Here is a 26,752-nt window from a genome sequence, read left to right on the forward strand (position 1 = left end):
GACTCGATTGACATACAGCTTTCCTATGTACTATCAACATATCTGGAAAATCTGCCATACAGGTTTGCCCCTCCTGAACTGGAGATTGCGTGAGCACGGCCGTATCCGCAAAACATTCCGACGCAGCGAGCCTGGTCAGCAATACGATCGGCGAGATCACGCGCCATATCCGCGCGCATGAGCTCGGGCCCGGCGACCAGCTGCCCAGCGAGGCCGCGCTTTCGAGACAATTGAGCGTCTCGCGTACCGTGGTTCGCGAGGCCTTCAGCTCGCTCGCCGCCATGCGGCTTATCGACCTGAGGGCGGGCAGACGGGCTACGGTCGCCGAGCTGGATTATAGCGCCATGTCACTGGTGATCGAGCATGGCGTCCACACCGAGCAGATCACGGTGCAGCAAATCTACGACGTGCGCCGCACGATTGAGACCCGCACCGCCATGCTGGCGGCCTTGCGCAGAACCGCCGACGAAGTGGAAATGATCAGGACGCACGCGCTCGCCATGCGCGAGAATTTCAAACGGCCGGAACAGGTCATGGAGCACGATCTCGCCTTTCACCTCCAAATCGCCAAGGCTGCGAAGAATCCGGTTTTCAGCCTCATCGTCGGCGCGTTCGAGCGCGTATCGCGCCAGACCTGGCCGATCGGCTGGCGGACCCGCCCTTCGGATGCCGAGCAGTTGCAGATGATCCAGATCCATATCGACCTCGCCGAGGCAATCGAGACCGGTGATCCCCAGTCGGCGCGTGACCTGATGGCGAGGCATTTTGACGAGAGCGTCAAGGCCCTGCTGGCGGCCGGCATCGCCTGAGGAGCAGGGGCGCAATGAAGATCACGAAACTGGAAACGCTGCGGCTCAAGGAGCGGCCGAACCTTCTCTGGGTCCTGGTTCACACGGACGAAGGCCTCGTCGGACTGGGCGAGACCTTCTTCATGGCTGAAACCGTCGAGACCTATCTGCACGAATATGTCGCGCCGAGCGTGATCGGGCGCGACCCCTTGCAGATCGACCTGCTTGCCGCCGACCTCGTCGGGTATCTGGGTTTCCGATCGACGGGCGCGGAAGTCAGGGGCAATTCCGCTTTCGATATCGCGCTTTGGGATCTGTTCGGAAAGGCGACGGGTCAGCCGATCGCACAACTCCTCGGCGGGTTCACCAGGCACGAGATCAGGACCTACAACACCTGTGCCGGAACCGAATACATCAAGAAGGCCACCGGGCAGACGACGGCCAACTACGGGCTCGATAAGCCCGGCGACGCCTATGATGATCTGAACGGCTTCCTTCACCGCGCCGACGAACTGGCGCATTCGTTATTGGAGGAAGGCATCACGGCCATGAAGATCTGGCCCTTCGACATGGCCGCCGAGAAAACGCGCGGCCAGTATATATCGCAGCCCGACTTGAATTCCGCGCTGGCGCCATTCGAGAAAATCCGCAATGCGGTCGGCGACAAGATGGACATCATGGTTGAATTCCATTCAATGTGGCAGCTGCTGCCGGCCATGCAGATCGCTCGCGAGCTTGCCCCCTACAAGACCTTCTGGCACGAAGATCCGATCAGGATGGACAGCCTGTCCAGCCTGAAACGCTATGCCGAGGCTTCGCTGGCGCCGATATCGGCTTCGGAAACGCTCGGTTCCCGGTGGGCCTTCCGCGACCTTCTCGAAACCGGAGCGGCCGGTGTCATCATGCTTGATATCAGTTGGTGCGGCGGGCTCTCGGAGGCGCGCAAGATCGCTGCCATGGCTGAAGCGTGGCATCTGCCGGTCGCGCCACACGACTGCACCGGTCCAGTGGTGCTCGGCGCATCGACCCACCTGTCGCTGAATGCGCCGAACGCGCTTGTCCAGGAGAGTGTCAGGGCCTTTTACAAGACCTGGTACCGCGACCTTGTGACCGCTTTGCCGCAGGTGAAGAACGGCATGATCACCGTGCCTCCCGGACCGGGCCTCGGCATGGAACTGAACCCGGAGATCGATCGCGCCTTCACGGCGCTTCGACGGGTGAGCGACGCATCTACTCTCTGAAAATGAACCTGAAGCAGCTTTCTACGGAGGAGGAGAACCATGAAGAAGCTACTTATCTCGGCAGCCTTGGCAGCAGTACTGGCTGGAGGCTCGGCAATCGGCTCACGCGCACAGGAGCCGATGAACATCGTCTTCACGCATCATTCGTCGGCGTCGAACCCGTTCTGGCAGGCGGTGAAGAAGGGGTTTGACGACGCCTGCGCCAAGATCCAGGCCAATTGCCAGATGGTCTTCACGCAGACCGAAGGCTCGATCGAGCAACAATCGGCCAACATGCAGGCGGCACTCGCGGCAAAACCGGACGCGCTGATCACCTCGATCGTCGACAACAATGCCTTTGACCAGATCATCGCCGACGCGCGCGCTGCCGGCGTCACGGTCATCGCGTCCAACGTCGACGACACCGAGGGTGCAGCCGGCAATGCCCGCCAGGCTTTCATCGGCCAGGGCTTCATTCCCGCCGGCTACGAACTCGGCAAGAAGATGTCCGAGTTCTTCCCCAAGGAAGGCAAGATCAGGGCGCCGTCGGCGTCTCCGCGCCCGGTCAGAACTGGTCGGAACAGCGCGCTGCCGGCGTCATGAAGTTCCTTGAGGAATACAAGGCCGCGAATGCCGGACGCGAAGTGGTCATTGAACGGCTCGACACCGGCACAGATGGCGCCGTTGTCGCCGATCGTGTCGGCGCCTATCTGTCTGCCCACCCGGACACCACGGTGTATTTCGACACCGGCCTTTGGCATGCCTACGTGGCCCAGGTCCTGATCGATCGCGGCATCGAGCCGGGCAAGGTGCTGATGGGCGGCTTCGACATCGTCTCGGAAGTCCTGCAACAGATGGAAGCGGGTTACATCCAGGTCCAGGTCGACCAGCAGCCCTACATGCAGGGCTTCATGCCCGTGATGGAAGCCTATCTCGCCAAGAACGTCGGTCTGCTGCCGGCAGACATCGACACCGGCAAGGGCATCATCGTCAAGGAAGACGTGCCAAAGCTCAAGGAACTGGCCGCACAAGGCGTGCGGTAGGCGCGAAGCCGGCGTCCTCTCCTCGTTCTTTACGCGGAGAGGGCGAGGGCGAGGGCCAGGGCCAGGGAGCAAGGCCTCGGGCGTCGGCTCCGTCCCATCCTCCAACGGCATCTCCCTTGTCGAGGGCGGTAGAAGACAGACTGCCGCCATCCCCTTGCCGATGCGACAAGCCAGCGCAAACAATCCCAAGCCGGAGCGAATGATGAAGCGCTTGATGAAGATTTATCTGGAGAAGCCGGAGCTTGCGGCGGTCGTGTTCCTGCTCCTCCTCCTCCTCGTCTTTCAGATTCGCTCGAACGGCGTATTTCTGAACACACAGAACGTGCGCGGAATGCTTGGGCTGCTGCCTGAAATGGGGCTGGTCGCGATCGGCGTGACCCTGCTGATGATATGCGGCGAGTTTGATCTTTCCGTAGGCTCGGTATTTGCGCTGACCCCGATGACCATGGCGGTGATCCTGGCGGCAGGCGTGCCGTTCGCGCCGGCCTTTGCCGCCGGGCTCGCCATTGCCGCCCTGATTGGCTTCTTCAACGGGTTCATAACGATTCGTTTCGCGATACCAAGCTTCATCACCACGCTTGGCATGCTGTTCATCGCGCGTTCGCTGACGGTGGTAATCTCCGGTGGCTTCCCTCCTGTCATCCCGGCCAACGCTCTGCCCAAATGGCTGTTTACGATCTATGTGGGGCCGGGCGACCTCTTTCGCATGTCGTTCTTCTGGTTTCTCGTCGTGGCAATCCTGGCGACGGTGCTTCTGTCGCGCACGAATTTCGGCAACTGGGTGCGCGCCACCGGCGGCTTTCTGCCCGCCGCGCAATCGATGGGCATCCCGACGGCCCGGGTGAAGGTCGCCTGCTTCATGATCTGTTCGGTGCTCGCCGGCTTTGCCGGCACCATTCAGGTGATGCGGCTCGGCGCGCCGCTGCCCTCGATCGGCGAGGGGCTGGAGTTGCAAGCTGTGTCGGCTGCCGTCATCGGTGGCGCCTCGCTGGCTGGCGGCATCGGCACCATCTTCGGCGGCATCATCGGGGCTGCCCTGATCCGCGTCATCGACAACGGACTGGTGCTGAGCCAGGTTGACGCCAACTGGTTCAAGATGGCAATCGGCTTCCTGACTATCTTCGCGGTCGTCGTGAACGCCTGGCTTCGAAAGCGGGGCAGGGCAATGAAGGTGGAGACCTGATCATGGCGGCACCCATCATCGCGATCAAGGGACTCCAGAAATGGTATTCCGGCGTCCACGCCTTGAAGAACGTCACTCTGGACATCTACCCAGACGAGGCGCTGGGCCTCGTCGGCGACAACGGCGCCGGCAAATCGACGCTGATCAACATCCTGTCAGGCACCCAAAAGCCCGATGGCGGCGAGATCAGGATCGAAGGTGAACCGGTCCGCTTCTCGAACCCGCGCGACGCCATGGATCGCGGCATCGAGACGATCTACCAGTACAATTCGATGGTCCCGACCATGACCATCGCCCGCAACGTTTTCATCGGACGCGAGCCGGTGAAGGGCTCGGTTTTCGGCATCGGCATCCTGGACCAGAAGCGCATGCGTGACGAAAGCGTCAAGGCGATCGCCGACGTCGATCTGCATCTGAGGTCGCCCGACGCGCTGGTCGGCGAACTGTCGGGCGGCCAGCGCCAAGGTGTGGCGATCGCCCGGGCCATGCACTTCAAGTCGAAAGTCATGATCCTCGACGAGCCGACCAATCATCTCTCGGTGAAGGAGACGCGAAAGGTGATCGGCTTCGTTCGCGCCCTCAAGGCCCAGAACATCACCAGCGTCTTCATCAGCCACAACATGCATCATGTTTTCGAATGCTGTGACCGGGTCGTGGCCATGGCGCGCGGCGAGATCGTTCTCGACAAGCGGATCGGCGAGACTTCGATCGAGGAAATCCACGAGGTTCTGTGACGCGAACAAGCGATCACTCGCGAGCCGCTCTGCTGGTAGAGATCAGTCTGCGCCTTCCGCAAGGATCGCCTCAGCGGTTTTCTCGTCGGTGATCAGCACATCGACGACTCCCAGACGCAACACGGCGCGCAGCACCGGAACCTTGTCGAGGCCGCCGGAGGGCAGGATCACAGTGTCGACGTCGCGCAGATGTTCGGGGGCGAGGCCGATGACACGGCTGTTTAGCGGGTGATCGACGAGTTGTCCGTCGGCGCCGATCCAGTGGCCGCAAATATCGCCGACGGCTCCGGCTTCGCGCAGCGATCTGAGATCATCGTCGCCTACCAGTCCGATCCGAAAGATGGTGGCGTCCTTGTGCACCGCGCCCACCGAAACGAAAGCGGCGTCAACGTCGCGGGCATGGGTGAAGGCGTCTTCCAGAATGGACTGGCGCATAAGCAGATCGCGCGTGGCCTCCGTATCCGTGAACACCGGTGCCGCGATGTAGAAGCATTCCGCATCGAAAAGCGCCGCGAGCCGCGAGGCGATTTCATAGATGTTGATCGCCGATCCACGCGTGAGCCCGCCGAGCAGGGAAACGACCGACATCCCTCTGACGGGGCGTACGGTCACTGACCGCAGACTAAGCTGGAGCGTCCGTCCCCATCCCACGCCCACCGATATCCCGTCACGGATTCTATGCGACAGGGCTTCACCGGCAGCGGCTGCGATGACCTGTGGCACCAGGGTAGGATCGGGCGGTGTCGGAACCACGATTGGGTCGGAAACGCCATAGGCGTCCCGCAGCCGGTTCTCCAGCTCGATGCAGTTGGCCACCTTGGAATTGATGCGAATCTGAACGATCCCCCGCTGACGGGCATGCGCCAGCATCCGGTTGACGCGAAGGCGTGTCAGGCCAAGAGACTTGGCGATTTGCGCCTGGGTGAGGTCACCGACATAAGCAAGCCAGGCGGCGCGCACGAGCAGCCCTTCCTCGCGATCGGACGTGACGGAACTCGTTACGGTTTGGCGGCCGTCGCGTTTCTTTCGTGCTGGTTTCTCCATCAGATCATCCTGTCCACTCCGCGGCAGCGGGTCCAGAGCGGCTCGGCGGAGCCATGTGCTCATCGATATGAGGCATCAATCGAGTTTCCCGGCTCCGCTACCCTCGATGATAGCGGTCGAAGGACAAAACCAGCGGAGCATCATGGCAAATTGCGTCGATGATGGCAGTCGTCAGCGGCAGGCGATCGTGGGGAAGTACACCCCGGGCCATCATATTCTTCAAAGTCGGACCAAGGTCCAGCGCCAGTTGCGCGCCCTCGACCGTGTCCGAACTCATATGTTCGCGCTTCGCCACCGAATAGGGCAGGCCGCGGCCGAGCAGGCGCCCCATGCGACCGTTACGGCCCGCCTGGCAGGTCACATAAAGATCGCCGGAGCCGGCCAGCCCCAGCACTGTTTCGACCTTTCCACCCAGAGCTTCGACCAGAATCGCCATCTCGGCGAGGGACTGCGAGAAAAGCGACGAGGCTAGGTTGTGCATGAGCGCGCCATTGGGCGCCTTGCCGTCGCGCTCGAGCAGCCCAACGGGAGCCCCAACGGCGAGTGTGTAGAAATTCTTGAACGCAGCGCAGATCTCGACGCCGACGAGATCGGATGACGATCGCGCATGATAGAAAGGCGCGCGCAGAATGCGGGACGCCGCGGCCACCTGGTCGGGATCGTGCCCGGCCAGGATCACAGAGGTGTCGCGCTGTGCCGCCAGTTCGCCGGCAATGCACGGTCCGCCGACGGCCGTGACCGGGACAGACAAGCCAGTGCGTTGCTCGATCTCGCGGGCAAGCAGATGTGGCAGGATTTCCACGCCTTCGTCGCTTGCTGCAAGTCCTTTCGTAATCATCAGTATCGGCACGGGCGACTTGATGCTTTCTGCAATGCGGTCGATCGCCCAAGGAATGCCGGCCGACGAGACGCCGAGTACAAGCAGATCGGGTCCATCGTTCATCGCCGCCCCGAATTCGGTCCAGGAACAGGCGGTTACCACATCAGGCAGAGTGATGTTGAGGCGTGGGTGATGACTTGTGCTGGCCACCGAGCCGACGATCTCCTCATCGAGATGGGTCCCGACAAGAGTGATGCGGTTACCAGCGTGAGCGGCCGGAAGCGTCATGGCAGAGCCCATGACGCCGGCGCCGAGGATGAGGATCCGCGCCATTCAACTTCTTCCCTTGTCCAGCCGCTCGCCGCTACCTTGGTCGAACAGGTGGATTCGCTCAGGCGCCGGCTCCAGATGGATCACAGCTCCTGGAGCGAGCTCCATGCGGTCATGCAGCACCGAGCAGATCGCGATGTTGCCCATGCTGGCAAAGATGTGGATTTCGGGGCCAGTCGGCTCGACAACTGTAATCCTCGCCGGAATGCCGCGCCCGTCGGCCACTGGTCGAAGATGTTCGGGGCGAATGCCGTAGATCACCTTTTGGCCGGGCCGAACCGCAGCCCCTGGCGGCAGCGGGAGGGATAGCTCGTCGGTCCGCACCACCCAGACGTCGCGCTCGGCAGCCACCTCGCCATGGAACATGTTCATTGCGGGCGAGCCGATGAAGGAGGCGACGAAGAGATTTGCCGGGCGATCGTAGACATCGAGCGGGCGCCCGATCTGCTCGATGTGGCCGTCGCGCATGATGACGATGACATCGGCCATGGTCATGGCCTCGATCTGGTCATGCGTGACATAGACGGTGGTGGTCTTCAGCCGCTGGTGGAGTTCCTTGATTTCGGTGCGCATCTGCACCCGCAGCTTGGCATCGAGATTGGACAGCGGTTCGTCGAACAGGAACACAGTTGGGTCCCGCACGATGGCGCGGCCCATGGCGACGCGCTGCCGCTGACCGCCCGAAAGCTGGCGGGGGTACCGTTCCAGATAGGGGGTCAGATTGAGGATCGCCGCCGCCCATCCGACCTTCTGTTTGATTTCTTCGGTTGGGCGTTTCTTCAACTGCATGGAAAAGGCCATGTTGTCGAAGACGGTCATGTGCGCATAAAGCGCGTAATTCTGGAAGACCATCGCGATGTTGCGGTCTTTGGGATGGAGCGTGTTGACGACCCTGTCGCCTATGGCGATCTCACCGGATGTGATGGGCTCGAGACCGGCTATCATGCGTAACAGCGTGGACTTGCCGCAGCCGGACGGCCCCAACAGAACGACGAACTGGCCATCCTCGATCGAGAGATCGAGTCCATCGATAATCGAGAGAGCGCCATAGTCCTTCTTTATGTTGCTGATGGTGACAGACGCCATAAATTGCTACCCTTCGATTGCCCTTGCCGGTTGGATCGCATTTTCGCCATGCGAGCTATTGGCGATCGGATGCGCTCTCACCATTCGCTCTCCAGAAACTCTTCCAAGAGTCCCGCATCGGCGGCCAGATTGATGAAGGACCATCGGCCGCGGATTTCCCGCGAATAGCGAATGGCGTCGTGCCAAAGCGCGCGCGGCAGGCCTAGTTCCGCGCCGGTGACCGGCCCCCCGGCAGCCTTGAGTGCTGCCTCCATGCGGGCGACCGGCATTGCCATGGGCCGAACCTCCTGGCGCAGCGCCGGCCAGATTTCCGCAAGCCTGCGGTTGAAGGTTTCCGTCTGGCTGGCGTCGAGTGCCGTCTTCTTCGTCTCGGCAATGCAAAGTGGTCCAAGCTGCGCGCCATAGCGGGCCAGCATCGCCGCTTCGTCGATGGCGGTCGGCTTCACCTGCGGCGGCTCTTTCAGGTCCAGCAGCCGCGCTTGCAGACGCGCCATGACCAGCGAGGCAACCCCAACCTGCTGGCCGTGCGTGGTGCCGGGATGACGCTCTCCCGCGAACATGTCGATCCAATGGGAAATCTGGTGCTCTCCCATGGACCCGGGATGGGAAACGCCGGCAAAGCACACGCCCATCGAGCACAGCGTCAGGACGCGCTGGAGATGCCCGACAGCGGTGACGTCATGCCTGGCAAGGCCAGGCGCATGGGCCAGCATCGGCTCCTCATCGCCCGCCTGCAGCAGGTAGGGCACCTCAGAATAGTAAGTGTCGAACAGCCGATGCGAAGCCCACCAGTCGATCTGGGCGGTGGAGCGGCAGAGGCTGTCGCCAAGCCCGGCGGCGCTGAGCCAGGCGGGCGCTGCGGCCGACACGCCAAGGTCCAGGAAGATGCCCCGGGGCGCGTGTGAGGGCAGCGAGATCTTGAGCCCGGAGGCCAAGGTCACCGACGCTGTCGAGGCGCCGTAGCCGTTCATCGAGGCGGCCGTGCCGAAGACGGCATAGGGCCGCTCGTCGAGAAAGGTTGCATGCTTGCAGCTGTCGTTGAGGACGCCCGACCCGACGGCCACGACCCCGTCGGCGTGACGCGTTTTCTCCCTGACCATCTGGATCATTGCCTCATCGCAGTCGAGGCCGTCAGGCAGCACGATTTCGTCGATGTCAGCGATAGCACGCAGCGCCTTCGCGACGCGCCTGCCCATCACTTCGACGGTGTTGATATCGGAGACCACGGCGATGCGGCTGCCTAGCTTCAGCGGCGCAACGAGATCCGCCTCGCAGCCTTCCGTCGTCGCCAGCAGTTCGATCGTCTGGAACGGCAGGACCGCGGCCGCGCCGGTCTTGGGATCTGTCCAGCGTCCCGCGACAACGTCCTCGATCAACGCGTTCCAGTTGGTCGTTTCAGCCATGATCGGCCTCCATGAAGGCAGCGAGGCGCTGGTTCCAGGCTGAAAGCGTTGGCCAAAGATCGGCATGGATCGCAAGAAGTTCGGCGTAGAGCGCGGCCCGTTTCGTGTCCGGTTCGAAGGTTTTGGCCGGCTCGCTGGCCATTGCGAGCGACGCTTCGGCGATGGTGGAAAACCAGCCCACCCCCTTTGCCGCCGCCATCGCCGCGCCAAGCGAGGAGGCTTCCACCGTCGTCGAACGTTTTACGGGACGGCCGAGTGCATCCGCCAGAATCTGCATCCACAGGTCGGACTTCGCTCCTCCGCCGATCGCTATGAACTGGTCGATGGTCTGGGCAGCAGCCGCAGCCGCCCGCTGACTTGTCGCGGCCTGATGCAGCGCTATGCCTTCCAGCACGGCGCGATAGATGTCGCCGCGGCGGCTGGAGCCGGAGAGCCCGGCAATAACACCACGGGCAGCACTATCCCAGTGCGGATCCATGACGCCCTGCCAGTAGGGCAGGAGCATTATGCCGCCTGCGCCGATCGGGCTGGCAGCGGCTTCGGCCTCGAGCGTCTCCAGGGCATCATTTGCGCCATGCAGATCGACGCCAAGCATCTCGCGCGCCATCCAGTCGACGAGAAAAGTGCCGGCGCGAAGGCACGTCTCGTAGATATAGCCATCATCGGCGACCGCCGTTTCGGTGCGGAAGGCCTGGTCGTGGACGTAGTCCGTGCCGAAGCTGCCGGAGACGACCGCCGTGCCGAGGTTGATGTAAGCGCATCGCGGCTGCAACACACCAGCGCCGGTGCCGGCGCATTGACCATCGCCGCCGCCGGCGACGATCGGCGTGCCCTCGCGCAGGCCCGTCGAAATGGCCGCTTCCGAAGTCAGTTGGCCCAGAACGGTGCCGGGCCGCGCCAGGTCCGGCATCATGCGCCGGGCGACGCCCGCTGCCTCCAGTATATCGTTCGACCAGTCCATAGCTCGCATATCGAGTATGCCCATCGGGTCCGCGGATGCGGTGGACGTCACCCACCGGCCGCTCAAGCGAAAGACCAGATAGCCGTGGACTTCGGCCATCCGCTCCACCCGGGCAAAAATCTCGGGCTCTTGCTCGCGGAACCAGATCATGCGGTAAAGGCAAGGAATGACGTCCAGTGGCTTGCCGGATATTGCGTGGACGCGTGCCGCGCCGAAACTCTCGCCGAAGCGGCGTGCTTTCCCACGGGCGCGCTCATCGAGCCAGAGCGTTGCGGGCCCGACCGCCTGGCCCTGCTCGTCGAAAAGGCCGAAGCTCTCGCGTTGGTTGGCAATCGCAAGGGCGGCAATGCGTGCCGGCGAAACTGTTGCCGCGACACCACGAAGCGCCGTGACCGTCGAGGCCCACCATTCGGCCGGATCCTGCTCGAAATAGCCCGAACGCGGGTTGGACATTGCAAGCGGTGCACGACCTTCAGCTACGGCCAGACCATTGCGGTCCCAGGCGATCGCCTTGGTTGCCGAGGTCGAGGAATCAATGCCGATGACGAGATCCGGAACCATTGCCGCCACATTACCAAACGGCGAGGGCGGCCGAAGCCGCCTTCGCCCAAATCACCGACTAGCCGCTAAAGACCGGCGTCCTTGACTTTGCCGTCGACAATGCCGGCAATGGCATCCAGGCATGCCTTGGCATCGCCGCCATAGTCTTGGCCCGTAAGCAACTTGCCGAGCTCAACCGGAATGTCGTTGTTCGACAGATCCGCCCAGATCGGCATGTCCGGCTCCGATCCCATCTGGTTGTCGATAGTGTATTTGATCGCGTCGAAATGGCGTGTCGTTCCGGGGCCGACAACGGCCTTCGCCTTGACCCGAGGATCTGTAAAAGAGGAATTGCGCATCGGCGAGGCGCCGCCGCCGAGCGTCGATACCCGCGCCATCACATCCTTCGAGCAGACCCACTGCATGAACAGCCATGCTGCTTCCTTGTTCTTGGAATATTGCGACAGCGAGATCGTCGAGCCGCCCTGGTGGCCGACGGCCGGAATTTCGTTGAAGCCGCAATCGGCGGCGGCGCGACGGCCAGGAACCTCCTTGGGCGCGGGCAGGGCCTCGAACAGGCCTTTGACCTTGGAATCGTTGGCGTCGAAGCCGGGGAAATCCTCGCCCCAGGTGATTGCCATGGCGGCCTGACCCTGTGTCAACGCCTGCCCCTGACCGTCCCAGGTCCACGTCGTCGCCGACGGCGGCGAGTTCTTGACCAGCTCCTGATAGAATTGCAGCCCGGCCACGCCGCGTTCGTCATTGCCGACAAACTTCTTGTCCTTGTTGAAGATCGAACCGCCATGGCCCCACAATGCGAAGGTCCAGTCGCATTCCAGCGAATAGTGGCCGGACTTCGCCTGGCATGCGGTGCCGAAGATGCCGTTGCTTTTTTCTGCCTCTGTGAGCGCCTGCACGGCCTTGAGGTAGGCGTCGAGGTCTGTCGGCAGCGCAATGTTGTGTTTGTCGAAAAGATCCTTGCGGTACATCAGGATGAAGATCGGAATATCGAACGGAATTCCGCACTGTTTGCCGTTGTACATGGCGATGCCGTCGACCAGCGGCTTGGAGAAATCGTCCCAGTCGAAGTTGGGCATCGCCAGTTCTTTGTTCTGGTCATAATACTCGCGCGGATCGACGACATCCTGGGCAAATGTCGCCATCCAGGACTGGTCGAGATAGTAGACGTCGTAGGTGCCAAGCTGGCCCTGTACGTCTTGCGTCGCCTTGGCGAGAACCTGCTCCAGCGGCACGATCTCGACTTCCACCTCAATGCCGGTTGCCTTGGTGAATTCACCCGCGACAAGCTGGTTGGCGACGATCGTTGGCGGCGTCGCTTCCGAAGTGTAGCGGATTTTGGTGCCGGCATATGGTTTGCCGACGTCGGCCAGCCACTTCAGCATATCGGCGTCCTGGGCGCGGGCTTCCTCAACCCCGAGGCCCAGCATCCCCCGACTGGTGCGGCCGCCACCTAGCATGGCTGATCCGAAGGCGGAAAAGCCGACACCAGCGAGCGCCATCTTCCTCATGAAGTCGCGTTTGGTTATCCGGCGCGCCGTAAAGTCATTGCAGGTATCGGCGACGAATGTCTTCTTGTCGTGTTCACTGAAGCTCATGATCGTTCCTCCATTGCGTTTTTGTCGTCGTTCTTCTCGTCTGCGCCTCACTCCTTCAGCGATCCGAGGGTGAGGCCGCGGACCAGATGCCGTTGAACCAGCAGGATAAAGATGAAGCTGGGTATGATCGCGGATGTGCCGAGCGCCGTGATGTAGCCCCACTCGGTCGCGGTCGATGTGACAAAGGTCGAGATCTTCACCGGCACAGTGCGGATCGACGTTGTCAGGAACAGTGAGAGCAGGAACTCGGTCCACGAAAAGATGAAACACAGCACAGCCGTCGCAGCGATGCCGCCCTTGACCATGGGAAGGACGACGCGTCGGAACGTCTGCCAGCGCGTCGCGCCGTCAATCAGCGCCGCCTCATCAACCTCGCGCGGAACATCGTCGAAGAACGACTTCAAAAGCAAAACCGCCAGCGGCAGGTTGATCAGACTGTGAACGAGGATGAGCCCCGTATAAGTATCGCGCAAGCCGAGATCGCGGAACATGAAAACGATCGGAATGACGATCGCGATTGGCGGCATGAAGCGCTGCGAGAGAATCCAGAACAGGAAGGACTGCTGGCCGCTGAACTGCATTCGCGACAGGCAATAGGCGGCCAGAGTTGCCAGCAGCAGCGTCAGCGCCGTCGATCCGACGGCTATGATGGCGCTATCGAGCAACGACTGGCGGGAATCGTAGGAACTGGCGCCACCCTTGATGACCCCGGCCGCCTCGCCGCCCTGTTCCATGCCGATGTCGACGCGCGAAACGCCAAGCAACGTCACACGGTAATTGTCCGGCGTCGGCGTGAAACCGGTGTAGACCGGTCCGCTGCGGTCGAAGATCGCCGAATAGGGTTTGATGGACGACAGGGCCCACCACGCGATCGGGAACATAAAGATCGCCACCACCAGGACTGCGAGCACGTCACGGGCGATCGTTTGGGCGCGCGACGACTCCATCAGAACCTCACCTTGAACAGCCTGACGAAGAGGTTCGACACGACGATCAAGACGACGAGCACGATCAGCGACAGGGTTGCGGCATAGGGGAAGTCTCCGGTGAAGTAGATTCGACCAGCGTAGAATGAAAGCGTCTCGGTGGCCGTGCCAGGCCCGCCGGCGGTGATGATGTAGACGTAGTCGTAGATGCGAAAGAGATCGACGCCGCGGATCAGCACCGCGACCGCTATCACCTTGCGCAGCATCGGCAATGTGAGGCGCAAGAACGTCTGGATGCCGTTGGCACCGTCGATCGCCGCGGCCTCGAAAGGTTCCTTCGGCAGCGCCCTGAGCCCTGCCAGGATGATGAGCACCATGAACGGCGTCCACTGCCATATGTCTGCCAGCAGGATCGCCGCCAATGCGGTTCCGGGCTGCGTCAGGATCGGCTGTGCCGGCGAGATCAGGTCGAGGGCATAGAGGTAGAACGACAGGACACCGAAAGAACCGTCCTGCATCAGCAGGAACATCATTCCGGTCACCGCCGGCGGCACAACCAGCGGCAGTGTCATCAGCGCCCGCAGCACGCCGTAACCTTTGCGATCGGTGTCAAGCAGAAGCGCGATGAGGATGCCGAGCGCAAGCTGAACCGCAAGCGCGACGAAGGTATAGATCAGCGTGGTTTCCAGCGAATGCCACATACGCGCATCCGAGAAGGCGCGCGTCCATTGGTGGAGCCCGGCGAAGTCGAGCTGCCGGGAGACGACATTGCGTTTGTGAAACGACAGCCAGACCGAATAGGCGAGGGGATAGATGCCGAAAACGAGAAGCATCACCGTGATCGGCGCGAGCCAGGGGAAAGGATGCTCGGCCGTCATGAACCGGGGCAGGGCCCATCTGGGCGTTTCGCGGGTCACGGTCACCGTGCTCACGCGCAAATCTCCGCTCGGTCACAGAGACGCATCGGCCTTCTCCCTATCGGCCAGATTGTGCCAACTTGAACTTTTGTAAGTTTGTTGTGCCTTTTGTTAAGAACGTGTCGGACGGCCGCCGATTTGTCAAGTGTCGGTTCCGTCAGGCTCAGGGGTTTTGGTCGTAGTCCCAGAGGATGCCGTGATCGCCGGGTACGGGGTTGTTTTTGGAGGGAGCGCCGCCGGCAAATGCCGTGTGTCAGCATCAAAAGCGCTCAGGGCCGCCGCAAACTTTGGCAGCCCAAGGAAGCTACGCAACCCATTGAGGAGATCGGGAGGACAGCCCGGGGGCTTTGGAACTCGCCTTAATCCGGCAATCGGATCTGAAGCTTTACGTCCGCCGGCCGGGCTTCGACCGCGCGGTCGAAGGCGGTGATGGAATCTTCGAAGGCGAAGGTCGCCGAAATGAGTGGCTTTAGGTCGACCCGGCCCGACCCCATTAGCGCGATTGCCCGCTCATATTGGTGGGCATATCGGAACACAGTCTCGATGCGGACTTCCTTGGTCGAGGCGGTGGCGACATCGAATGCGATCGGCGCCACCGGCAGGCCGACCACCACTACCGCGCCACCGGGCCGCGGCAGATCGAGTAGGGTCTCCCATGCCTTGGACGAGCCCGAGCATTCAAACACCACGTCGGCGCCCCAGCCATCGGTCAGCCGCTTTACCTCCGCCGCCAGGTTCTTGTCGCGGACGTTGATCGGGATCACGCCTTGATAGCCGCCGGCGATGTCGAGCTTGGGTTGGGCGAGATCTGCAACAACGGCGCGGGCGCAGCCGCCGGCGAGCGCCGCGATCGCCACCATCGTGCCGATCGGCCCTGCGCCAATCACCACCGCCGTGTCACCCGGCGCGATCTTTGCTTTGGCAGCCGCCTGCATGCCGACAGCGAAGGGCTCCACCATGGCGCCTTCGGCGAAGCTGACATTGTCGGGCAGTTTGAAAGTGTAGTTGGCGGGGTGGACGACATGGGGCGTCAGCACGCCCTGGATTGGCGGCGTTGCCCAGAACTTGACCGCTGGATCGATGTTGTAGAGGCCGAGCCGGCTCGCCCGCGAATTGGGATCGGGGATACCCGGCTCCATGCAGACGCGGTCGCCGACCTTCAGATGCTCGACGCCTTCCCCCGTTTCGACGACGGTGCCGGCGGCTTCATGGCCCAAGACCATCGGCGCTTCGACCACGAACGGGCCGATGCGGCCATGCGTGTAGTAGTGCACGTCGGAGCCGCAGATGCCCACCGTATGGATCTTGATGCGAACTTCGCCCGGGCCGACGGTCTGTGGCAGATCGATGTCACGCAGCTTGAGTTCGTGTTGGCGTTCAAGGACAAGGGCGCGCACGTTCGTCATCGACGTAGTCTCCTCTAAAGCTTATTGTAGGGGCCTTCGTGACCTTACTTGCACTCGGCGCGTTCATCATAGCCGCTCGTTCACGGCTTCAAAATCCAGCTCGGAAAACAGGGGTGTTGCCTGATTCCGACTATCCGTACCAACTTCCCGGCCAAAGGACTTTGAAGGCCGGCCATGCCGCTGCCGAATGCCCTCGGCGGAATGAAATAGTCGTTCGCGCCGAGACTCCCCACTCCCCAAACTCCAAGCCAGCAGGCCGGCATCGGTCAGTCATCAACAGGGGGCCAGCAGGTGCGCGATACCCGACGCTACATACCATGGAACGCTTGCCCAATCCGCTTCTGGTCGATGCGGCCCACCAGGTGAAATATCCGCTATCGTTTTTTGGGCGCCAGAAGTTCCCGGTTCGCTTCCCGCCCATAATGCTGCCGGGCGGCAATGCGCTTCATTAACGTCATTCTCCATTCGAAGCGCTCAGGCCGGAAGCTGCCGTGCGTAAGACGCCAGGTCATTGCCCGCCGCGGATAAGTTTGCAGTTGGACAATATTGGCCAGCCGGGCGATCCCGGCATTTGGCGTTGCTTCAGCGAGTCAATACTGAGCCTGCGCTTACGCGCCATCCTTCTCGACAAGACCAACGGCTGGACCCGATCGAGTGCAGACGGGTTCAGTTGGTGCTGGTTGCGGCGGTGAACCCGCACTGCTTCTGTTCCATATCGATCTGCTTCGTGATGCGGACGGCGTTCTGTGCGTAGGCCTCCGTCACGGAGCCACTATTCACAGTCTTGTCCTTCAGCGGGCTCACACCTGCGCAGAGGTGGAAAACATGCGGCTCGGTGGATTTCGCGGCTCCGTTTTCGGGCGCGATCCAGTAGACGACATCCTGACCGCCGGGGTGGCTCGCGTCCCGCGTCGCCGCCGCCACGGCGGCGGTGTCCGTCGCGATCGCCTGCGCCTGAGCGGCGACATCGGGCGAACAGGCGGTGGTGGGCTGCCCCGACTTGATCTGCGCTGCGCATGCGTTCATATCCTGGGTGTACTGTTCGACCGACGGGGGTTTGAAACTGATCCCCATGACCGTCGCGAGCACGGCCAGCGCAGCGCCGACGCCGCCAGCAACCTTCTTGGTCCGCGGATCCATGTTCTTGTCGGTGAGGATCAGGAAAACCAGCGGGAGGAAGGCAATCAGTGTGATGATTGCGCCGAGCTGGTTTTGGAAGAAGAACCTGGCCGCGTCGGATGCACGAGCCGGATCGTGCCTGTTGGCCGCCTTCCATAGCAAGTTGCCGGCGATTGCGAAAATCGCGATGCCGACCAGAAGGCCGATGACCAGCGGCAGGTGTCCCTGGTCGAACTTGTTCTGGCGAAGCAGCATAATTCCGTAGATCTCGCCGCCAATGGCGACGACCCACGAGAGTGCGGCGAAAAGGCGAAGACGCGTGGCGGAGGACTTCTGGCCCTGCGTAGCTTGCCAATCCTTGGTAACGTCTGGCTTGTTGTCGGTCATTGACCAGATCCCCTGATATCGACACTTCTGCGGGCGGCGTTAGACCAGAAGGCCAACCCGCCCTGCGCAGCGTCATTGAACGAGCGTCACCTGCCTCAGCGACGCGTGAGCGCCACGGCAGGCCTCATCTCCATTCATAATTCATATTGCGCACGAGTGAGTCCGTCCATACCCACGCAGGCAGACGCCTATGCGGCGATGGCTTCGTTCTTGTTAATCTCTGGTTAATCTCTGGCTCGAACTTGACGCTGCCTTCCCTCGCTTCCCGGCGGCGGTCGCGCCATTCCCGACACCAGCCGAAGCGAAGTGACGAGCGATTTTGAACGAGACAGTTCTAACGAGACAAACATTGCGGCAAGATCGACGCGGATAGCGGCCGTGGTGTTGGCTTGCATGCTGACCTCGAGGTGATGTTTGGCGACTTCACTCTGGCAGAGCGCTGGTCGCGATTCAGTCGCCGCATGGACGCCAAGCTTGGCCCCGACCCATCTGCATTGATAATAATGCAGATTTGCATTGTCTTATCGCGATGAACAGGAAATGTTTAAGATGACAACCTTGACAGTGACGACAAGGGGACAGGTGACGTTCCGCAAGGACGTGCTGCAACATCTGGGCATCAAACCGGGCGAGAAGATCGAGCTTGATCTGCTGCCCGACGGTCGGGCGGAATTGAGGGCTGCACGGTCGAAGGGGTCGTTCCGGGACCTCCATGGCTTCCTCAGAGGCAAGACGAACGGCCGGGTGCTCAGCATCGAGGAGATCAACGAGGCGATAGCGGAAGCGGGCGCTGTGGCCGGGTCCGGCGAGGAATGAGGGTTACGGCCGACACGAATGTGCTGCTGCGCGCCTCTGTCGCCGATGATGAGGGGCAGGCGGCCATTGCCGTCGACCTGCTGGCCAAAGCGGACATCGTGGCGGTGAGCTTGCAGGCCTTGTGCGAGTTCGCCTGGGTTCTGGCCCGGCAGTACCAGACAGAGCGCGAAGATATTGCCGCGGCGATCCGGGCGTTGCTGAACACCGCGAATGTTGTCGTCAGCCGGCCGGCAGTTGAGGCAGGGCTGCCAGTCCTCGACGCCGGCGGCGATTTCGCGGACGGCGTGATCGCTTTTGACTGCGCTGGTTGGCGGGGAGACTTTCGTCTCGTTTGACCGGAGGGCCGTCAAACTGCTCTCGGCGCGGGGACAATCCGTACAGCTTCTTTTCTAAGTCTTTCCGCGGTGGTCTTTCGCCCTGTGCTGTCGCGTTTTAGAGGCCGCTGCGAGCAATCGGATTCTGTCTGCGGTACGGATGTCAGATCAAGAATGGCGCGGTGAGAGCCGACAATCGCCGATTTCCTGCTGATGGACGAACCGACATCAGCACTCGATCTATCGCGGCAGGTGGAAGTGCTCGGTCTCATGCGGCAACTTGCTCAGGCGCGAGGCATGGTCGTGCTGATCGCCCTGCACGACCTCAATCACGCCCTGCGCTTCAGCGATCAGACAATGGTCATCGCGAACGGCCGGCTGGTCGCATGCGGGTCATCGCCGGACGTCATCACATCCGATCTGCTGCGGGACATTTATCACCTCAACGCGCGCATCGAGCCGTGCTCGCGCGGCATCGGCCATGTCATCGTGGATGGCGTGGCGGATGGGCGCCGGACGGCCATTATGTCGGCAGCGGAAGCCGAATCCGGGATTAGGAGCAGATTCGAAGCGGCAGCCGTTCCGGCCGCGTGACGGCAACCGCATTATGCCGGTTGATCGAAGCGCGCACTGATCGACCTGATTCTCTGACCGCTGGTTGAAGGCGACAGTATGCTTGCATTCAGCTCAAGGCGTGGCCGGCCAATCCATAGACCCAAGGCCCATTGTCTTGGCGGTTCAGGAAGCGGCGCCCTTTGGACATGGTCGTAACGGTCTCGGCAATGCCGAGGCCGCTCTGCTGGAGAAACGCGGCAAACACGCCATCCTTCTCGCGGGTGTCGACGCGGGCGAATCGTCCTGCCAGTTCCTTCAGATGCACGGCTGTGAGGTGGACCGCGTCGAGATCGCTGCGCGCGACCATGGGGCCGATCACATGGCCACGTCCGAACTCGCGACACATGGAATAGCCGACGATTTCGCCGCCGCGGCTCAAAGTGCAGATTGAGGCATCCGCTGCGAGCAACGCGAGCAGCCTCTCGCGGTTTATCCCTAACGCGCGCGTATCCAGCGGCGTGATGTCCTTAAGCCTGTCGCTCGATAGCGCCTGCAATTCACCGTTCAAGGCCGGCATAGTCGGGAGTGTTTGTGGGACCTCCCCCTGGCGCTGGTATACGATCGCCTCGGTCGTGAAGCCGAGTGAAACGTAGAGGGGGTAGGCAGCATGGGTCGCGTTGAGTGCCAAATTGCGATCGCCGCACTGCTCAAGGACTAGGTCCATGAGCCATCGGCCGCCTCCTTGCGCTTGTGTGCGTGGCGTTGTGATCACCAGGCCAATGGTGGCAAAGTCGTCCCCGTGGGGAAACCACATCGCGCTCCCGAAAACGCGTCCAATACCATCAACGGCAACAATGCCGCGGCCGGCACGGCGCAGAAAGTCCCAATCCTTCGGCCGATGAGGCCAGCGGACTGAGATCGACAGCGCGTGCAGTAGCTTGACGTCGACATCATCAATGTCCCGCGCGACCAGTTCGAAGGATTTCAGGCGTACTGATCTCTGCATCTCAATTGATCCGCTCCTTCAACGAATGCGCAAGGCACGCAGTGATCCTGTCATCGATCGCCATGTCGCGACATACCTCTTTGCCGCAGCATTATACGGGAAAGCCAGCAGGTTTCGCTGGTTCGAGGTGCTTTTTCGCAATCTTCGGCCAAAGCACGACGCAATTCGGCAGGGAACACTGCTGCCTGCGGATAGGCTGGTTGCACCCGGTGATAGTGTGCAAGCAGAGCGGACCGCCATGAACGTGGAAGAAATCCTCGCGACCCTGGTTGCATTTCCCTCTGTTGTGGGCACGCCAAACGGCGCGATCGTCGATTGGATCCGCGAACACTGTCAGGCAGCCGGAGCCGAGGTGACGGTTCTCCCCGGTCCCGAGGGCGACCGGTCCAACCTTTTCCTCACGATCGGCCCGCGCCAGGGTCGGGGCTACATCATCTCCGGGCATTTGGATGTCGTCCCGGCCGGCGAGCCGGACTGGAGCTCGGACCCGTTCGTTCTGCGCCGCGAGGGCGGCAGGCTTTACGGCCGCGGCACCTCCGACATGAAGGGCTTCCTCGCCTGCGCATTGGCGGCGCTCCCAGGACTTGCGGCGATGAACCTGCGGCAGCCAGTTCATCTCGCATTCTCGTATGACGAAGAGGCGGGGTGCCGTGGTGTGCCGCATCTCCTAGCCGCGTTGCCGAGCTTATGCGAGAGGCCGCTTGGCGCGATTATCGGCGAGCCGAGCCGGATGCAGCCTGTGCGCGCGCACAAGGGGAAGGCCGCCGCGCGGCTCGAGGTGATCGGGCGATCCGGCCATTCCTCACGCCCCGATCTCGGACTCAACGCCGTGCACGCCATGGCCGGCGTCATCGCGCACGCCGTGGCGTACGGCCAATCCCTCGCCGACGAGCCGCTCGATGACAATTTCGAGCCCCCTTATTCTTCCTTGCAGGTGGGGGTCATCGCCGGTGGACAGGCGGTCAACATCATCGCTGGCCACTGCACAGCCGATATCGAGGCGCGTGCCGTGCCCGGCGTTTCTCCAGCCTCCCTGCTTGAGCCGGTCAAGGCCCGGCTTTTCGCTCTGCGAGACAGCGGCTTCGATGTGGCGTGGCACGAGTTGAGCGCCTATCCCGCCCTTGCGCCCGCCAACGGGAGCGCGCTAGCGGCCGTTCTGACGGAGCTGACGGGGCAGGAGCCGCTGGCAGCTGTGAGTTACGGGACGGAGGCCGGACTTTATCAGCAGGCCGGCATCGATGCGGTCGTTTGCGGACCCGGCGACATCGGCCGCGCCCATCGTCCTGACGAATATATCGAGATTGGTGAACTCGCCGCTTGCCGGAAGATGATCGAGGGGCTCGGCGCGCGTCTTGCGGCCTGAAGGAAGGGCGGTCACCATGGCGTTTCTTTTCAATTCCGATGCGGCGCGTGCTGCGGTCTTCCGCGAGATCTTTGCGCGCCAGCTCCCGGATCTGGAATTCGTCCATTCCGGCGACGAGATTGAGCCGGAGAAGGTGCGCTATCTCATCACCTGGACGGTGCCGGACGAGATCTCGCGCTACCGCAATCTGGAAGTGCTGTTTTCCATCGGAGCGGGCGTCGACCAGTTCAAGCAGGACGTGGTGCCAAGCCATGTGAAGCTTGTGCGCATGGTCGAGGACGGCATCATACGCATGATGCAGGAATACGTCGCGCTCGGCGTGTTGGCGCTCCACCGCGAGATGCCCGCCTATCTCGAGCAGCAGAAAAGATGCCTCTGGCAACCGATTGCCGCTCGACAGGCGGCCGAACGCCGGGTTGGCTTCCTCGGCCTTGGCATGCTGGCCCAGGCGGCTATCGAGCGCTTGAAACCCTTCCAGTTTCCGCTTGCCGGGTGGAGCCGCAGCGAAAAGCGGATAGAGGACGTCGCCTGTTTTCACGGCACGGACCAACTCGCGGGCTTTCTGAAGCAAACGGATATTCTCGTCTGCCTGCTTCCGCTCACGGAACAAACGCACGGCATGCTCGATGCAGAGTTCTTCGACTTACTGCCCGTCAGGGCGCAGCTGCTGCATGTCGGCAGGGGTCCGCAACTGGACCAGGCCGCGCTGATCAACGCGCTCGACACCGGTCACGTATCTGCGGCGATGCTTGATGTCACCGATCCAGAACCGCTCCCGGAAGACCATCCGCTGTGGTCGCATCCGAAGGTGATGATAACGCCGCACATCGCCTCGGTGACGCAACCGCACACGGCGGCGCAATCCGTCGTTGACAACATCCGGCGCCACCGCGCCGGAGAAGAACTGATCGGCCTCGTCGATCGGACACTCGGCTACTAACCAGGAAACATCACATGTCACTTCTGATTACGATCGACACAGTTCCAGACTTCGCGCCGAAGGAGGCACTACCGGCTCCGGAGCGGCTCATTTCCGGCAATCCATCCTTCAAGACCTGGGCGCAAGATGCCTCGAAGGGCGAAAAGGTGCTCACCGGTGTCTGGGAGGCGACGCCCGGCGAGACGCATTCGATCAAGGGCACTATCTACGAGTTCTGCCACATCGTTTCGGGTCTCGTCGAAATCGAGGAGAAGGGCGGTGAGACCAAGACCTACCGCGCCGGCGACAGTTTCGTGATGAAGCCTGGTTTCGTCGGCGTCTGGCGCACTATCGAGACCGTGCGCAAGATCTACGTCTGCGTTTATGACTGAGTTCAGCGCTCAAAGTCCCGCCGAATAGCGCCCGGCGGTTCCAGAACAATCGGCTTTCCAGGTTCCGCCTGACGCGATTCGACGCCGCCGGGCGGCTCATCCTCGACGGAAAATGCGGCGGGCGGTCGACTATTCTTCCGATGACGCTAGTGCAAATGAGGACCTCCATCAATGAAGACCTACAAGATAGCGCTCATCCCCGGCGACGGCATCGGCAAGGACGTGACGCAGGCGGCATGGCAGGTGCTGCAGGCGGCGGCAAAGCGGGGCGGTTTCGCCCTTGATGACACAAGATTCCCATGGTCGTGCGCCTACTACCTGGAGACCGGTGCAATGATGCCGTCAGACGGCATCGAGACACTTCGAAAATTCGATGCGATCTATCTCGGCGCTGTGGGCTGGTCCGCGGAAGTGCCCGACTCGGTATCGCTTCACGGACTGCTCCTGCCGATCCGGAAAGGGTTCACGCAGTACGCCAACATACGACCGCACCGGCTGTTGCCGGGCGTCCAGGGGCCGCTCCGCTCCGATGGTTTCGATATCCTGTGCATCCGCGAGAATACGGAAGGCGAATATTCCGGCGCCGGTGGGCGCGTTCATTCCGGCACGGCCGATGAGGTCGCGGTAGAGACCGCGATTTTCACGCGTACGGGTGTCGAGCGGATCATCCGTTTCGGTTTCGAACAGGCGCGGGCGCGTCGCAGGAAGCTCGCATCTGTCACCAAATCCAACGCGCAGAAACATACTATGGTTTTCTGGGATGAGGTCACGCGCGAGGTGGCGAAAGACTATGCCGATGTGGAGGTCTCGCACTACCACATCGACGCCATTGCCGCCCGCATGGTCCTGGCGCCTGAAAGCCTCGACGTAATCGTCGCATCGAACCTTTTCGGCGACATCCTCACCGATATTGGAGCGGCCATTCAGGGCGGGCTGGGTTACGCCGCCTCCGCCAATATCAATCCCGATCGCAGCGCGCCTTCCATGTTCGAGCCGGTCCATGGCTCGGCGCCCGACATCGCGCATCTCGGCGTCGCCAATCCGATCGCCGCGATCTGGTCCGGTGCGATGATGCTCGAGCATCTGGGTGAGGGGCAGGCTGCGGCAGAAGTGATGTCGGCAATCGAGTCCGCAACCGCGCGGGGGATTGGCACGATCGCAGGCAAGGACAGGACTGAAACAATCACGCAGGCCGTGCTGGCAGGATTGAGCTGAAAGAGCAGAGGAAAGACCATGAATGCGATGACGAAGATTGGCATGTTCAACGACTCCGACCTTTTCCGCCAGCAGGCGCTGATTGGCGGTGTCTGGCGGGATGCGGAAACGAAGGGCGTGGTCGATGTCATTGACCCTGCCAGCCAAAGTGTTCTCGGCACCGTTCCCGCAATGGGCGAGAACGAGACGAGAGCCGCAATCGGCGCCGCGGCCGAGGCCTTCAAAGGCTGGAGGAAAGGGACCCATGCCGAGCGTGCAGGACTTCTGGAGCGCTGGCACGACCTCATCCGCCAGCACGAACAGGATCTCGCGCTCCTGCTGACGCTGGAACAAGGCAAGCCGCTTGCCGAGGCGGTGGCGGAAATCCGCTACGGCGCATCTTTTGTGAAATGGTTTGCGGAGGAGGCGCGCCGGATCGGTGGCTCGACCATTCCGTCACCCACGGCCGATCGCCGCATTCTGGTGCTGAAAGAACCCGTCGGCGTCTGCGCCATCATCACGCCGTGGAATTTCCCCAACGCGATGATCGCACGCAAAGTGGCACCGGCGCTGGCCGCAGGTTGTACGGTTGTCATCAAGCCGTCGGAATTTACGCCATTCTCGGCGCTGGCGCTCGGCGTTCTGGCGGAACGGGCAGGTATCCCTGCCGGCGTGATCAACATTGTGACGGGCATGCCCGTCGAAATCGGCAACGAACTGATGGCCAATCAGACGGTGCGCAAGATCTCGTTCACCGGTTCGACCCGCGTCGGTGCGCTGCTCATGCGTGGTGCGGCCGATAGTATCAAGCGGCTGAGCCTGGAGCTTGGCGGCAACGCACCCTTTATCGTCTTTGACGACGCCGATCTGGATAAGGCAGTTGAAGGGGTGATCGCATCCAAGTTCCGCAATGGCGGTCAAACCTGCGTCTGCGCGAACCGGATTCTTGTGCAGGAAGGCGTTTACGACGCTTTCGCCGAAAAGCTGAGCCGGCGCGTCACGCGGATGAAGGTTGGCGCAGGGACCGACGAGGGCACTGAGATCGGCCCGATGATCAACGCGGCCGCGATCGACAAGATCGAGCGTCACATCGCGGATGCACGGGCGAAAGGTGCGCAGATTATCGCCCAAAGCGAGACGATGCCGGAGGGTAAGCAATATGCACGGCCCGTCGTGCTGGGAGAAGCTACTACCGGGATGCTCCTGGCATCGGAAGAGACGTTCGGTCCGGTGGCGCCGCTTTTTCGCTTCGAGACGGAGGAAGAGGCCATCGCCATTGCGAACGGTACGCCGTTCGGCCTTGCCGCCTACTTCTACACCGACAACCTCAAGCGCTCATGGCGTGTTGCCGAGGCGCTGGAGTTCGGTATGGTCGGGCTCAACACAGGCATGATCTCGACCGAGGTTGCGCCTTTCGGCGGTGTCAAGCAGTCCGGAGTGGGGCGCGAAGGATCGCAGCTCGGCATCGAGGAATATCTCGAGGTCAAGGCGCTTCATGTTGGCGGGCTTAACTAGTGGATGGAATCTAACGCTTGGTGCCCGCGTTTGACGGCGGCAATGATCTTGTCGGGGTCGGCGATCCAAGAGAAGGGTTTGGGTTGCTGGTTGTGCTCTGCGAGGAAGCGGTTGATTGCCGCTTGGAGGTCGACAACGGAATGGAAGACGCCGCGCTTGAGGCGACGCTTCGACAACTTGGCGAAGAAACCCTCGACCGCGTTGAGCCACAGGCACGACGTCGGCGTGAAGTGGAAGGTGAAGCGCTGATGGCGGTCGAGCCAAGCGCGCACCTTGGGTGCTTGTGGGCGGCGTAGTTGTCGAGGACGACGTGGACGGCCTTGCTGGCCGGCATTTGCGCCTCGATGGCGTTGAGGAAGCGGATGAACTCCTGATGGCGATGCCGCTGCATGTTCTTGCCGATAACGGTGCCGTCGAGCACGTTGAGGCGGCAAACAGGGTGGTCGTGCCATGCCGCTTGTAGTCGTGGGTCATGGTGCCGAGCCTTCCCTTCTTCACAGGGCCGGGCTGGGTGCGGTCGAGCGCTTGGATCTGGCTCTTCTCGTCGACCGACAGCACGATGGCGTGAGCCGGCGGATCGACATAGAGGCCGACGACGTCGCGCAGCTTGTTGACGAACTGGGGATCGTTGGAGAGCTTGAACTGGCGCCAGCGGTTGGGCTGCAGCCCGTGCGCCTTCCAGATGCGACGCACAGCGCTTGCGCTGATGCCAGCCGCTTGCGCCATCATGTCGGCGGTCCAGTGCGTCGTCTCGCCCGGCAGCTTGGCAAGCGTCAGCGCCACCACGCGCTCGGCCACCTCGGGTCCGAGAGGCGGAATGCGCGAGAGGGCCGCGTCTTGTCGCGCAACAGCCCCTCGAAGCCTTCAGTGGCGAAGCGCTCCTGCCAGCGCCACACGCAGGTCTTCGATTTGCCGGTTTGCCGCATGATCTCGACGGTGCCGGTGCCGTTGACGCTCAGCAGGATGATCTCGGCGCGCCAGACATGCTTCTGCGGCGTATTGCGATCCCGGATGAGCGCCGTCAGTCGCTGGCGATCGGTTGGCGAAACGGTGAACGATATTCCTGCGCGGATGCAACAGACTCGCATGCGCACTCGTGAAAAGGAATCCCACCCCACTCTTATGTCACGCCCTGTCCGACGCCGATGCACATCG

General features: G+C 62.0%; 23 protein-coding genes and 3 pseudogenes. 14 read left to right on the forward strand and 12 right to left on the reverse strand.

Going from position 1 to position 26,752, the window contains the following annotated elements; genetic code table 11:
- Positions 1–89 precede the first annotated feature (89 nt).
- The 6 genes from NKI16_RS25545 to NKI16_RS25565 all read left to right on the forward strand — a co-directional run bounded on the left by NKI16_RS25545 (position 90) and on the right by NKI16_RS25565 (position 4,968).
- Positions 90–809 carry a FadR/GntR family transcriptional regulator gene (locus tag NKI16_RS25545; RefSeq protein WP_352757175.1) on the forward strand — a complete coding sequence of 240 codons (720 nt, stop codon included), beginning with the start codon at positions 90–92 and terminating at the stop codon, positions 807–809.
- Between the two features lie 14 nt (positions 810–823).
- Positions 824–2,029 carry a mandelate racemase/muconate lactonizing enzyme family protein gene (locus tag NKI16_RS25550; RefSeq protein ID WP_352450623.1) on the forward strand — a complete coding sequence of 402 codons (1,206 nt, stop codon included), beginning with the start codon at positions 824–826 and terminating at the stop codon, positions 2,027–2,029.
- A 39-nt stretch (positions 2,030–2,068) separates the two neighbouring features.
- On the forward strand, positions 2,069–2,611 hold the full coding sequence (locus NKI16_RS34115) for a substrate-binding domain-containing protein (RefSeq protein ID WP_502897619.1): 543 nt from the start codon (positions 2,069–2,071) through the stop codon (positions 2,609–2,611).
- Complete coding sequence (locus tag NKI16_RS34120; protein ID WP_502897620.1) at positions 2,608–3,051, forward strand: substrate-binding domain-containing protein; 444 nt, start codon at positions 2,608–2,610, stop codon at positions 3,049–3,051. The genes NKI16_RS34115 and NKI16_RS34120 overlap by 4 nt, the downstream gene beginning before the upstream one ends.
- Before the next feature lie 202 nt (positions 3,052–3,253).
- Positions 3,254–4,234 carry an ABC transporter permease gene (locus NKI16_RS25560; RefSeq protein WP_352757177.1) on the forward strand — a complete coding sequence of 327 codons (981 nt, stop codon included), beginning with the start codon at positions 3,254–3,256 and terminating at the stop codon, positions 4,232–4,234.
- A 2-nt stretch (positions 4,235–4,236) separates the two neighbouring features.
- On the forward strand, positions 4,237–4,968 hold the full coding sequence (locus tag NKI16_RS25565) for an ATP-binding cassette domain-containing protein (RefSeq protein WP_254819755.1): 732 nt from the start codon (positions 4,237–4,239) through the stop codon (positions 4,966–4,968).
- A gap of 42 nt (positions 4,969–5,010) precedes the next feature.
- Here NKI16_RS25565 and NKI16_RS25570 read toward each other — a convergent pair whose 3' ends face one another.
- The 10 genes from NKI16_RS25570 to NKI16_RS25615 form a co-directional block, all read right to left on the reverse strand.
- Entirely contained in the window at positions 5,011–6,012 is a 1,002-nt protein-coding gene (locus NKI16_RS25570) for a sugar-binding transcriptional regulator (protein WP_352757179.1), read from the reverse strand.
- Between the two features lie 97 nt (positions 6,013–6,109).
- Complete coding sequence (locus NKI16_RS25575; protein WP_352757181.1) at positions 6,110–7,165, reverse strand: hypothetical protein; 1,056 nt, start codon at positions 7,163–7,165, stop codon at positions 6,110–6,112.
- On the reverse strand, positions 7,166–8,248 hold the full coding sequence (locus NKI16_RS25580) for an ABC transporter ATP-binding protein (RefSeq protein WP_352579043.1): 1,083 nt from the start codon (positions 8,246–8,248) through the stop codon (positions 7,166–7,168).
- A gap of 77 nt (positions 8,249–8,325) precedes the next feature.
- Entirely contained in the window at positions 8,326–9,651 is a 1,326-nt protein-coding gene (locus tag NKI16_RS25585; RefSeq protein ID WP_352757183.1) for an iron-containing alcohol dehydrogenase, read from the reverse strand.
- Positions 9,644–11,173 (reverse strand): xylulokinase, encoded by a 1,530-nt coding sequence (locus tag NKI16_RS25590; RefSeq protein ID WP_352757185.1) that lies wholly within the window; start codon positions 11,171–11,173, stop codon positions 9,644–9,646. The genes NKI16_RS25585 and NKI16_RS25590 overlap by 8 nt, the downstream gene beginning before the upstream one ends.
- A 65-nt stretch (positions 11,174–11,238) precedes the next feature.
- Positions 11,239–12,768, reverse strand: coding sequence for an ABC transporter substrate-binding protein (locus NKI16_RS25595; RefSeq protein WP_352692430.1), 1,530 nt, complete (start codon positions 12,766–12,768; stop codon positions 11,239–11,241).
- Positions 12,769–12,815: 47 nt separating this feature from the next.
- Positions 12,816–13,715, reverse strand: a complete 900-nt coding sequence (locus NKI16_RS25600) for a carbohydrate ABC transporter permease (RefSeq protein WP_031212286.1) — start codon at positions 13,713–13,715, stop codon at positions 12,816–12,818.
- On the reverse strand, positions 13,715–14,626 hold the full coding sequence (locus tag NKI16_RS25605; RefSeq protein ID WP_023678780.1) for a carbohydrate ABC transporter permease: 912 nt from the start codon (positions 14,624–14,626) through the stop codon (positions 13,715–13,717). Before NKI16_RS25605 ends, NKI16_RS25600 begins: the two co-directional genes overlap by 1 nt.
- 344 nt (positions 14,627–14,970) lie before the next feature.
- Entirely contained in the window at positions 14,971–16,017 is a 1,047-nt protein-coding gene (locus tag NKI16_RS25610) for an NAD(P)-dependent alcohol dehydrogenase (RefSeq protein WP_352757186.1), read from the reverse strand.
- A 666-nt stretch (positions 16,018–16,683) separates the two neighbouring features.
- Entirely contained in the window at positions 16,684–17,523 is an 840-nt protein-coding gene (locus tag NKI16_RS25615) for a succinate dehydrogenase/fumarate reductase transmembrane subunit (RefSeq protein WP_352757188.1), read from the reverse strand.
- A 549-nt stretch (positions 17,524–18,072) separates the two neighbouring features.
- Between NKI16_RS25615 and NKI16_RS25620 the strand changes: the two genes are divergently transcribed.
- From NKI16_RS25620 to NKI16_RS25630, 3 genes and pseudogenes are all read left to right on the forward strand, one after another.
- Entirely contained in the window at positions 18,073–18,339 is a 267-nt protein-coding gene (locus NKI16_RS25620) for an AbrB/MazE/SpoVT family DNA-binding domain-containing protein (RefSeq protein WP_352744636.1), read from the forward strand.
- Positions 18,336–18,732: pseudogene (locus NKI16_RS25625) on the forward strand (type II toxin-antitoxin system VapC family toxin). Before NKI16_RS25620 ends, NKI16_RS25625 begins: the two are co-directional and overlap by 4 nt.
- 122 nt (positions 18,733–18,854) lie before the next feature.
- Positions 18,855–19,247, forward strand: a pseudogene (locus NKI16_RS25630) (ATP-binding cassette domain-containing protein); the annotation flags it as partial.
- An 88-nt stretch (positions 19,248–19,335) separates the two neighbouring features.
- Here NKI16_RS25630 and NKI16_RS25635 read toward each other — a convergent pair.
- The gene (locus NKI16_RS25635; RefSeq protein WP_352757191.1) at positions 19,336–20,214 is read right to left on the reverse strand and encodes a GNAT family N-acetyltransferase; all 879 of its coding nucleotides are present in this window, start codon (positions 20,212–20,214) and stop codon (positions 19,336–19,338) included.
- Between the two features lie 238 nt (positions 20,215–20,452).
- On the opposite strand from NKI16_RS25635, the gene argE reads away from it, so the two are divergent.
- The 5 genes from argE (at position 20,453) to NKI16_RS25660 (ending at position 25,597) form a co-directional block, all read left to right on the forward strand.
- Positions 20,453–21,577, forward strand: coding sequence for an acetylornithine deacetylase (argE, locus tag NKI16_RS25640; RefSeq protein ID WP_352923844.1), 1,125 nt, complete (start codon positions 20,453–20,455; stop codon positions 21,575–21,577).
- Between the two features lie 16 nt (positions 21,578–21,593).
- The gene (locus NKI16_RS25645) at positions 21,594–22,517 is read left to right on the forward strand and encodes a 2-hydroxyacid dehydrogenase (protein WP_352757194.1); all 924 of its coding nucleotides are present in this window, start codon (positions 21,594–21,596) and stop codon (positions 22,515–22,517) included.
- A gap of 14 nt (positions 22,518–22,531) precedes the next feature.
- Positions 22,532–22,888, forward strand: a complete 357-nt coding sequence (locus tag NKI16_RS25650; protein WP_023678793.1) for a cupin domain-containing protein — start codon at positions 22,532–22,534, stop codon at positions 22,886–22,888.
- A 171-nt stretch (positions 22,889–23,059) separates the two neighbouring features.
- Positions 23,060–24,103: a tartrate dehydrogenase gene (locus tag NKI16_RS25655; RefSeq protein ID WP_352757196.1), complete on the forward strand. Its 1,044-nt coding sequence runs from the start codon at positions 23,060–23,062 to the stop codon at positions 24,101–24,103.
- An 18-nt stretch (positions 24,104–24,121) separates the two neighbouring features.
- Positions 24,122–25,597 (forward strand): NAD-dependent succinate-semialdehyde dehydrogenase, encoded by a 1,476-nt coding sequence (locus NKI16_RS25660; protein ID WP_352757198.1) that lies wholly within the window; start codon positions 24,122–24,124, stop codon positions 25,595–25,597.
- On the opposite strand, the pseudogene NKI16_RS25665 reads toward NKI16_RS25660, so the two are convergent.
- Positions 25,594–26,670 (reverse strand): annotated as a pseudogene (locus tag NKI16_RS25665) (IS630 family transposase). The gene NKI16_RS25660 and the pseudogene NKI16_RS25665 overlap by 4 nt on opposite strands.
- Between the last annotated feature and the right edge of the window lie 82 nt (positions 26,671–26,752).

The sequence above is a fragment of the Mesorhizobium sp. M0698 genome (assembly GCF_040320455.1).
In the GTDB taxonomy this organism is placed as follows: Bacteria; Pseudomonadota; Alphaproteobacteria; order Rhizobiales; family Rhizobiaceae; genus Mesorhizobium.

Excerpts from the sequence above, each read along its gene's own strand:
- NKI16_RS25550 (WP_352450623.1), top strand. The coding sequence starts at position 824 with ATGAAGATCACGAAACTGGAAACGCTGCGGCTCAAGGAGCGGCCGAAC.
- NKI16_RS34115 (WP_502897619.1), top strand. The coding sequence starts at position 2,069 with ATGAAGAAGCTACTTATCTCGGCAGCCTTGGCAGCAGTACTGGCTGGA.
- NKI16_RS34120 (WP_502897620.1), top strand. The coding sequence starts at position 2,608 with ATGAAGTTCCTTGAGGAATACAAGGCCGCGAATGCCGGACGCGAAGTG.
- NKI16_RS25560 (WP_352757177.1), top strand. The coding sequence starts at position 3,254 with ATGAAGCGCTTGATGAAGATTTATCTGGAGAAGCCGGAGCTTGCGGCG.
- NKI16_RS25565 (WP_254819755.1), top strand. The coding sequence starts at position 4,237 with ATGGCGGCACCCATCATCGCGATCAAGGGACTCCAGAAATGGTATTCC.
- NKI16_RS25570 (WP_352757179.1), bottom strand. The coding sequence starts at position 6,012 with ATGGAGAAACCAGCACGAAAGAAACGCGACGGCCGCCAAACCGTAACG.
- NKI16_RS25575 (WP_352757181.1), bottom strand. The coding sequence starts at position 7,165 with ATGGCGCGGATCCTCATCCTCGGCGCCGGCGTCATGGGCTCTGCCATG.
- NKI16_RS25580 (WP_352579043.1), bottom strand. The coding sequence starts at position 8,248 with ATGGCGTCTGTCACCATCAGCAACATAAAGAAGGACTATGGCGCTCTC.
- NKI16_RS25585 (WP_352757183.1), bottom strand. The coding sequence starts at position 9,651 with ATGGCTGAAACGACCAACTGGAACGCGTTGATCGAGGACGTTGTCGCG.
- NKI16_RS25590 (WP_352757185.1), bottom strand. The coding sequence starts at position 11,173 with ATGGTTCCGGATCTCGTCATCGGCATTGATTCCTCGACCTCGGCAACC.
- NKI16_RS25595 (WP_352692430.1), bottom strand. The coding sequence starts at position 12,768 with ATGAGCTTCAGTGAACACGACAAGAAGACATTCGTCGCCGATACCTGC.
- NKI16_RS25600 (WP_031212286.1), bottom strand. The coding sequence starts at position 13,715 with ATGGAGTCGTCGCGCGCCCAAACGATCGCCCGTGACGTGCTCGCAGTC.
- NKI16_RS25610 (WP_352757186.1), bottom strand. The coding sequence starts at position 16,017 with ATGACGAACGTGCGCGCCCTTGTCCTTGAACGCCAACACGAACTCAAG.
- NKI16_RS25615 (WP_352757188.1), bottom strand. The coding sequence starts at position 17,523 with ATGACCGACAACAAGCCAGACGTTACCAAGGATTGGCAAGCTACGCAG.
- NKI16_RS25620 (WP_352744636.1), top strand. The coding sequence starts at position 18,073 with ATGACAACCTTGACAGTGACGACAAGGGGACAGGTGACGTTCCGCAAG.
- NKI16_RS25635 (WP_352757191.1), bottom strand. The coding sequence starts at position 20,214 with ATGCAGAGATCAGTACGCCTGAAATCCTTCGAACTGGTCGCGCGGGAC.
- argE (WP_352923844.1), top strand. The coding sequence starts at position 20,453 with ATGAACGTGGAAGAAATCCTCGCGACCCTGGTTGCATTTCCCTCTGTT.
- NKI16_RS25645 (WP_352757194.1), top strand. The coding sequence starts at position 21,594 with ATGGCGTTTCTTTTCAATTCCGATGCGGCGCGTGCTGCGGTCTTCCGC.
- NKI16_RS25650 (WP_023678793.1), top strand. The coding sequence starts at position 22,532 with ATGTCACTTCTGATTACGATCGACACAGTTCCAGACTTCGCGCCGAAG.
- NKI16_RS25655 (WP_352757196.1), top strand. The coding sequence starts at position 23,060 with ATGAAGACCTACAAGATAGCGCTCATCCCCGGCGACGGCATCGGCAAG.
- NKI16_RS25660 (WP_352757198.1), top strand. The coding sequence starts at position 24,122 with ATGAATGCGATGACGAAGATTGGCATGTTCAACGACTCCGACCTTTTC.